At 59.2% G+C, this 6,889-nt stretch carries 2 protein-coding genes; one reads left to right on the top strand and one right to left on the bottom strand.

Annotation, left to right across the window (positions count from 1 at the left end; genetic code table 11):
* Positions 1–3,474: starch-binding protein (locus tag BUB29_RS09375; RefSeq protein WP_073117639.1), on the bottom strand; the 3,474-nt coding region annotated here is incomplete at its 3' end.
* 613 nt (positions 3,475–4,087) lie between these two features.
* Here BUB29_RS09375 and BUB29_RS09380 point away from each other — a divergent pair.
* A partial coding sequence (locus BUB29_RS09380) for a starch-binding protein (RefSeq protein WP_159430619.1) occupies positions 4,088–6,889 on the top strand: 2,802 nt, incomplete at its 3' end.

Below are 6,889 nucleotides of genomic sequence, written 5' to 3' on the forward strand. Positions count from 1 at the left end.
GCCGGAGATCGCCACGGACGTCACCGGCACGACGGTCGTGCAGGTGACGGACGCGAGCGAGGACGAGGAGCCGTCCCAGCGCACCGTGCCGCCGTTGTAGTCCAGACCCGGCTCACGGGAACCCGGGTACTGCTGGCTGCCGCCGTCGTTGAAGATCACCTTCGCGTTCGAGGCCAGGTTGTCCGGGACCTCGTACTTGTAGCCGGTCTGGTCGCAGTTGTCCGCCGCGGTCATCTCGACGCCGGGCCAGGCCGCGTTGTTGACCGCGCTGGCGCCGTCGCCCGTGTACACGTACGCGTACATCTTGCCCCAACCGGAGGGCTTGGTCGCGTAGATGGTGTTCTTCTTCACCGGGGTGGGCGGGATCTCACCGGTCACCGTGACGGTGATCGTCGAGGACTTGGAGCCCGACTTCGCGGTGATCTTGGCCGTGCCGGCCTTCACCGGAGTGACCACACCCTTCGAGTTGACAGTTGCCACGTCCTTATCGGAAGAGCTCCACGACACGGAGTTGCCCTTCGGATTGGTGGTGGCGGTCAGCTGCTTGGTGGTCACGCCGTTGGAAAGATCCACGGTGTAATCCGACTGGTCGATCTTGATGGACGTGGTCGGGTTCGGCTCGTCATGCCCACCGATATTGGCCATCGTCACGGTGAACATGTCTTCGTCGGACTTCTCGAAGGAGTTGTTCACCTGAGAGGTGGTGTCCGGCAAATCGGCATTGTCGTTCATGGCCAGATCGTACGGCAGGGAATCCATGGCGGACAGGCCGAAGGTAGCCGCCAGTTCGATGCCAATGCCGTTCGCGGCAATATGGTCCGCAGTAGTGCCAAGTTCATCCAACGGGATGGCGATCTCGTAATGATCGTCCATGCCGGCGGAATCGTGACCCTTGTCGTTGAAGTTGACCCACTTGGCCTTGCTTTCGTTCTCTGCAGTCATATCGCCGACTACACGGCCGTTGCTGTCACCCCAGCCACCGTCGATGCCGATGACCTTATCGCTCAAAATGCCATTGCCGTAGCCGAACTTGATGCCGGACTTCTTGGTATTGGTCTTGGCATTGGCTGCCGGGCCATACTCGGCATTGGAATCGAGACCGTCGGAGTCACCCTGGTACACCCACGGACCGTTGGAGCCGTTGGTGGAAATGGTGACGACCTTATTGACGTTCTGCTTGCCGCCCCAGGTGATGTTGGACGCCCACAGGGAGCCGCCGGTCTTCAGGCCGCCGTTGTTGCCCACGCGGGTGCTGTCGTCCTTGGTATCGATGGCGATGTGGAACGGCAGGTTCTGGGTCTGCCACAAGTGGCCTTGGCTCAGCGGGTAATCGTCTCCACGATCCACCACATCCTGCACGTTGGTCATTTCCCACATGAGGTAGAGGTTGTCGTTATCGTAGGCGCCATACAGCGCGTACAGGTCGATCGGAACCTCGTACATGGAGTTCGGACGGTACACACGAGGATCGTCGTTGGCGGCGCCCTGCGCAATCAGCATGGAGCTGTCCCAGTCGGACAGGCTCGCACCCTTGCCGGCCGTAAAGTTGATGGTCTTCTTCACGCCATTGCCAACCTTATTCGTTCCATACTGCGAAGCGAGATGCTGATCCTGGACCGGCACCTTCTTCAGGGTGACAGAGCCACTCAGCTGATCGCCCTTCTTGACCTTCGTACCATCCTTGGTTGCGGTACCGGTCACCTTAACGGTAACGGTCTCGTTTTCGGCAAGGGTGCTGCCGACGGAAATGCTTTCACCGTCCTTGAAGGAGCCGGACTTGCCTTCGGTAGTGGTGTACTTCAGGTTGTCGGCGTACTGGGCGTGCAGCGTCACCTTCACGCTTTCAGACGAGAATTCCGCGGATGCGGAGTCGGCATAAACGCTCGGCTCGGCCTGTCCCTTTGCGTAGAAGACGCTCACGGAGCCGCCCTTGGCGGTGCCGGAGACGATCTTGCCGCCCTGAACCACAAGCTTGCCGCCGTTGACCTCATCCGTGTAGGTGCCGTCATCAAGGCTGGAGGCGAGTCCGGCAAGGTTCTGCTCACCGGCCATATTGGCGATGACCACGCCGTCGTTCTGCACGCCATCCTTGGTGTAGCGCTCAATCATGACGCACTTCTTGGCACTGTCGCTGTTCGAGTCGGCGCTGCAGTTCTGCAGATGCTCGGACTTGCCGTCCATGGCGTTGCGGAAGTGGTTGACGGCTACGACGGACTTGTTCTTCCACATGTCGTCGCCGGTGTCGCCCAGCTGGGACTTCTCAGCGAACTGCGCCCGGAGGTTGCCGTTCTGATCCCTGCCGCCGGATTCCTTCGGACGGTTGAAGTATAACGGTGCGCCGGCCTTGCGGGAGCCGACAATGGCCCAGCCCATCATGATCTGGTAATCGGTGAGCTCGGTGGAGACGCCCTTCTTCACGCCGTCGGAACCGGTCTGTTCCTTGTTGGCGTAGTTATCGTGCGATTCGACCCAGGTGACCAGCTGATCCTCGCTCGCGCCACCGGTATCGACGTTCTGCACCATCTTCGTGGTCAGGTTCTCGGACTGGATGGCCGCACGGATCGTGCCACCGTAGTTGGAGGCGGTGTTGCCGCCGCCATCGGAGGAGTTGTCTTTGAACAGGTTGGCGTATGCCTTGTAGTCCAGGCCGGAATCGCCCTGCAGCACCTCGCCGTACTGGAACTGCGCGCCGTTCTGCAGAATGGTGTTCCAATAGTTGGAGGTCTTGTTGTCGAACTTCTCGGTTGGCAGCTCGACATGCTTGGCGGCATCGAAGCGGAAGCCGTCGACGCCATCAGCGACGGCGGTCTTCAGGAAGGACTGCATGCGGTCGGCCACGGTCTGGTTCTGCGTGTTCAGATCCCACAAACCGAGCAGGTGGCACTGCGTGACGTCACGACGGGAGCTGTAATTGATCTGATCACCATCGGCGCCACCGCAGTTGGAGCGGGAATGGAAATAGTCCTTGTTCTGCCAATCGGAATCGATGGCGCTCCAGTCGGAGGTGAAGTGGTTGGCCACCACGTCGACGATCACACGCACACCGTACTTGTGGGCGGTGTCGGTCATCTCTTTGAGATCGTCTTCAGTGCCGACCACGAAATTGCCGATGCTGGTGTTCGACGGCTGGTACACGTAATACCAGTTCTCGTCGAACTTCTTGCCATTGGCCGGAACATACTTGATCTTGCTCATCGGCTCGGTCTGCACGGAAGTGTAGCCGGCCTTGGCGATGGCTTCCATGTTCGCCGTGATGTTCTTGAACGACCACATCCATGCGTGCAGGATGGCGCCGTTCTTCATATGCTTGGTCAGACCGTACTTCTCACGGGCCGTTTCGAATGTGGAGTTCTCCACAGTGTCCGTATAGCTGTCTCGGTCGGTGGAAGCGGAAGCGGTGGAGGACACAAGCCCCATACCGCCGAACGCCGTGGCAAACGCAACCGCACCTGCCGCCAGCTTCTTCCAGACCACTCTCTTCCTGAATGGTGAACGGTTCCCACTCTGGGGCGAATGCTGCGATCCGCCTTCACTCGGGGAGTATCCACTAGCCTTCATTGGCACTCCTTGTCAGTGGCCACAGGCCTGGCATACGCCGCACGTTCGGGCCTATCGATCCTCCCACACAACGCACATTACCTGGCTACGCTTGGCCAATCTCCTTTGACAACGTTCTCTTGTGGAGCACGTTGTCATCAATTTAGCACAAACGCCCGCAGTAAACGCCATCGTTTTCAATGAAGGGGTGGCACATCTTGCTGTTTTTTAAAAGCCCACGTCACCCAAAACCCTGAAAGAGTGCTAACCAGTTGGTAATTAGCCGATTTGAAACCAGACAAAACGCTTGAGAGCGTATGCAATATGTGATACCTAATGTCACAGAATCATGGTATTCTTGATAACGCGTATATCACGCGAACGTTATCAAGGTAGATAGGATCAGGCACAGCGCCGTGCTGCACGCCCCAACAGGGAACACAGTCACGGAAGGAAGCGGCTTCTCAGCAACTTCCATCGTTGCGACTGCATCCCTATATCAGGAGGGCCGATGAAGGTTAGAGGTAATCAGTCAGACGGCGGAGAAGATATGTATTCTTCGACACACTGGCATGCCCCGACGCATGAGAAAATCCATGCGTATCACAAGAAGAACACCATTTGGAAGAAGCTTGCCGTAAGCGTGGCCGCAGTAGCCACCGCCATCGGCGGCGTCACCGTCACCACTTCGGCGGCACAGGCCGCCACGAACCGCGACAGCTACGCCGATACCGTGGAGAACTCCACGTTCCAGGCAGCACGTGCCAAGTACGGTCTGACGGAGCAGATGAGCGAAGGCGCCACGCTGCATGCGTGGGAATGGTCGTTCAAGACGATCGAACAGCACATTCCGGAAATCGCGGCAGCTGGCTACACCTCCGTGCAGACCGAGCCGATCTCCGCCATCCACACCGGTAATAAGGGCAAGATCTTCACCGAGAACTGGTACTACGTGTACCAGCCGACCGACACCACCATCGGCAACTGGGTGATGGGTTCCGAATCCGATCTGAAGAGCCTGTGCGCCACCGCACACAAGTACGGCGTGCGCATCATCGTGGACGTGGTCGCCAACCATATGACCGCCACCTGGAATGCCATCGCGGATCGTTGGAGGAAGTCCGACCTGTACCATCACGACTGCAACGACGGCGAAGTACAGGACTACAACAACCGTTACCAGGTGACACACTGCAAGCTGCTCGGCTTGTACGACATCAACACCTCGAAGACCGAGACCGCCAACATGATGCATGATTACCTCGTGCAGGCGGTGAACGACGGCGTGGATGGCTTCCGTTTCGACGCGGCCAAGCATATCGAGCTGCCAAACGAATATGACGGCTCCCAGTATTGGAATATCGTGTTGAACAACGGCACCCAATTCCAGTACGGCGAAGTGCTGCAGGATTCCATTTCCCATGATGCCGATTACGCCAAGCTGTTCGCCAACAACAGCCGTCATGGCGGCGGTGTGACCGCTTCCTACTACGGTGTCAAGCTCCGCGGCGCGTTGAGCTCGAAGAATCTGAATGCTGGCAACCTCAACAATTGGGACAACGCCGCAGGTGGCAACAATCTCGTTTCCTGGGTGGAATCGCACGATAACTATTCCAACAAGCCCGACGATTATGGCGCGTCCTTGAAGATGAGCGAATGGGAAATGACTATGGGGTGGGGCGTAATCGGCTCCCGCTCCCAGACCATGCCGCTGTACTTCGATCGACCTGTCGGCTCCGGCGGCAGCCAGCCGCAGTTCGCGGAGAAGAACCAGCTCGGCGATGCCGGCTCCGACTCTTGGAAGGATCCGCAGGTTGTAGCGGTGAATCACTTCCGCAACAAGATGAACAATGCCAAAGCCAAGGAATACATGCGCAACTGCGGTGATAATTCCTGCCTGATGGTCGAACGTTACATCAAGGACGGCAACGCCGATTCCGATGGCGTGACCGTGGTGAACATGAATGGCGACAAGTCGCTGGCTGGCACCGAGACCACGCTGGACGACGGCACCTACACCGATCAGGTGAATGGCGGCACTCTGACGGTCTCCGGTGGCAAGATTACCTCCGGCACCGCCAAGGGCGGCAAGATCAGCGTGTTCTACAACAACAATCTTGCCAGCGTCTCCGCTAACCCGACCGGCGGTTCCTTCAAGACCGACACCACTAAGGTGACGCTGCACGCCTCCAACGTGACGAGCGCCTCCTACACCACGTCCGAAGGCGCTTCCGGCTCCTACCAGGATGGCGACACCATCACCATCGGCGCTAAGACCGCGGTCAACGGCACCATCACCCTGAAATTGCAGGGCACCGATAAGGACGGCAAGACCGTCTCCGCCGAATATACCTTCACCAAGAAGGATCCGGCAGCCGTCAGCGTCGCCTACGCCAAGAAGCCGAGCAACTGGTCGAACCTGTACGCCTACGTGTACGTGGACGATTCGAGCGCTGCAACGCTCAAGCAGAACGCAAAGTGGCCCGGCGTGGCAATGACGAAGGTCTCCGCAGGAGACAGCTGCGGCAAGGATGGCGAATACAAGTACGAAATCCCTGACGGATTCGACGAGAACGTCCGCATCATCTTCAACGATGGCAATGCCACCAACACGCTGAAGTATCCTGCCGATACCACCGAAGGCGTGGATGCAGCCGGTCTGAAGATCGACGGCACCTACGCTTGGAACGGCGATACCACCGCTTCCGGCACGTGGACGGCTCGGAGCTGCGCCGTCGTTACCGTGAACTCCGTGAAGATCGATCAAAAGGACTTCACCGCCGACCTCGCCGAGGGCGTGAAGACCACCAAGCTCACCGCCACCACCGATCCGGCTGGCGTAAATGTTTCCTGGTCCTCCTCCAACGAAGCCGTTGCGAAGGTCGCCTCTGACGGCACGGTCACTCCGGTGAAGGCGGGTACCGCCAAGATCACCGCGAAGTCCGGCGGCAAGACCGCCTCGATCACCGTCACGGTGACCGGCGAGATCCCGCCCACCCCGGTGAAGAAGAACACCATCTACGCGACCAAGCCCTCCGGTTGGGGCAAGATGTACGCGTACGTGTACACGGGCGACGGCGCCAGCGCGGTCAACAACGCGGCCTGGCCCGGCGTCGAGATGACCGCGGCGGACAACTGCGACCAGACCGGCTACAAGTACGAGGTCCCGGACAACCTGGCCTCGAACGCGAAGGTGATCTTCAACGACGGCGGCAGCCAGCAGTACCCGGGTTCCCGTGAGCCGGGTCTGGACTACAACGGCGGCACGGTGCGCTGGGACGGCTCCTCGTCCTCGCTCGCGTCCGTCACCTGCACGACCGTCGTGCCGGTGACGTCCGTGGCGATCTCCGGC

This window comes from Bifidobacterium merycicum DSM 6492 (genome assembly GCF_900129045.1).
Classification (GTDB): Bacteria; Actinomycetota; Actinomycetes; order Actinomycetales; family Bifidobacteriaceae; genus Bifidobacterium; species Bifidobacterium merycicum.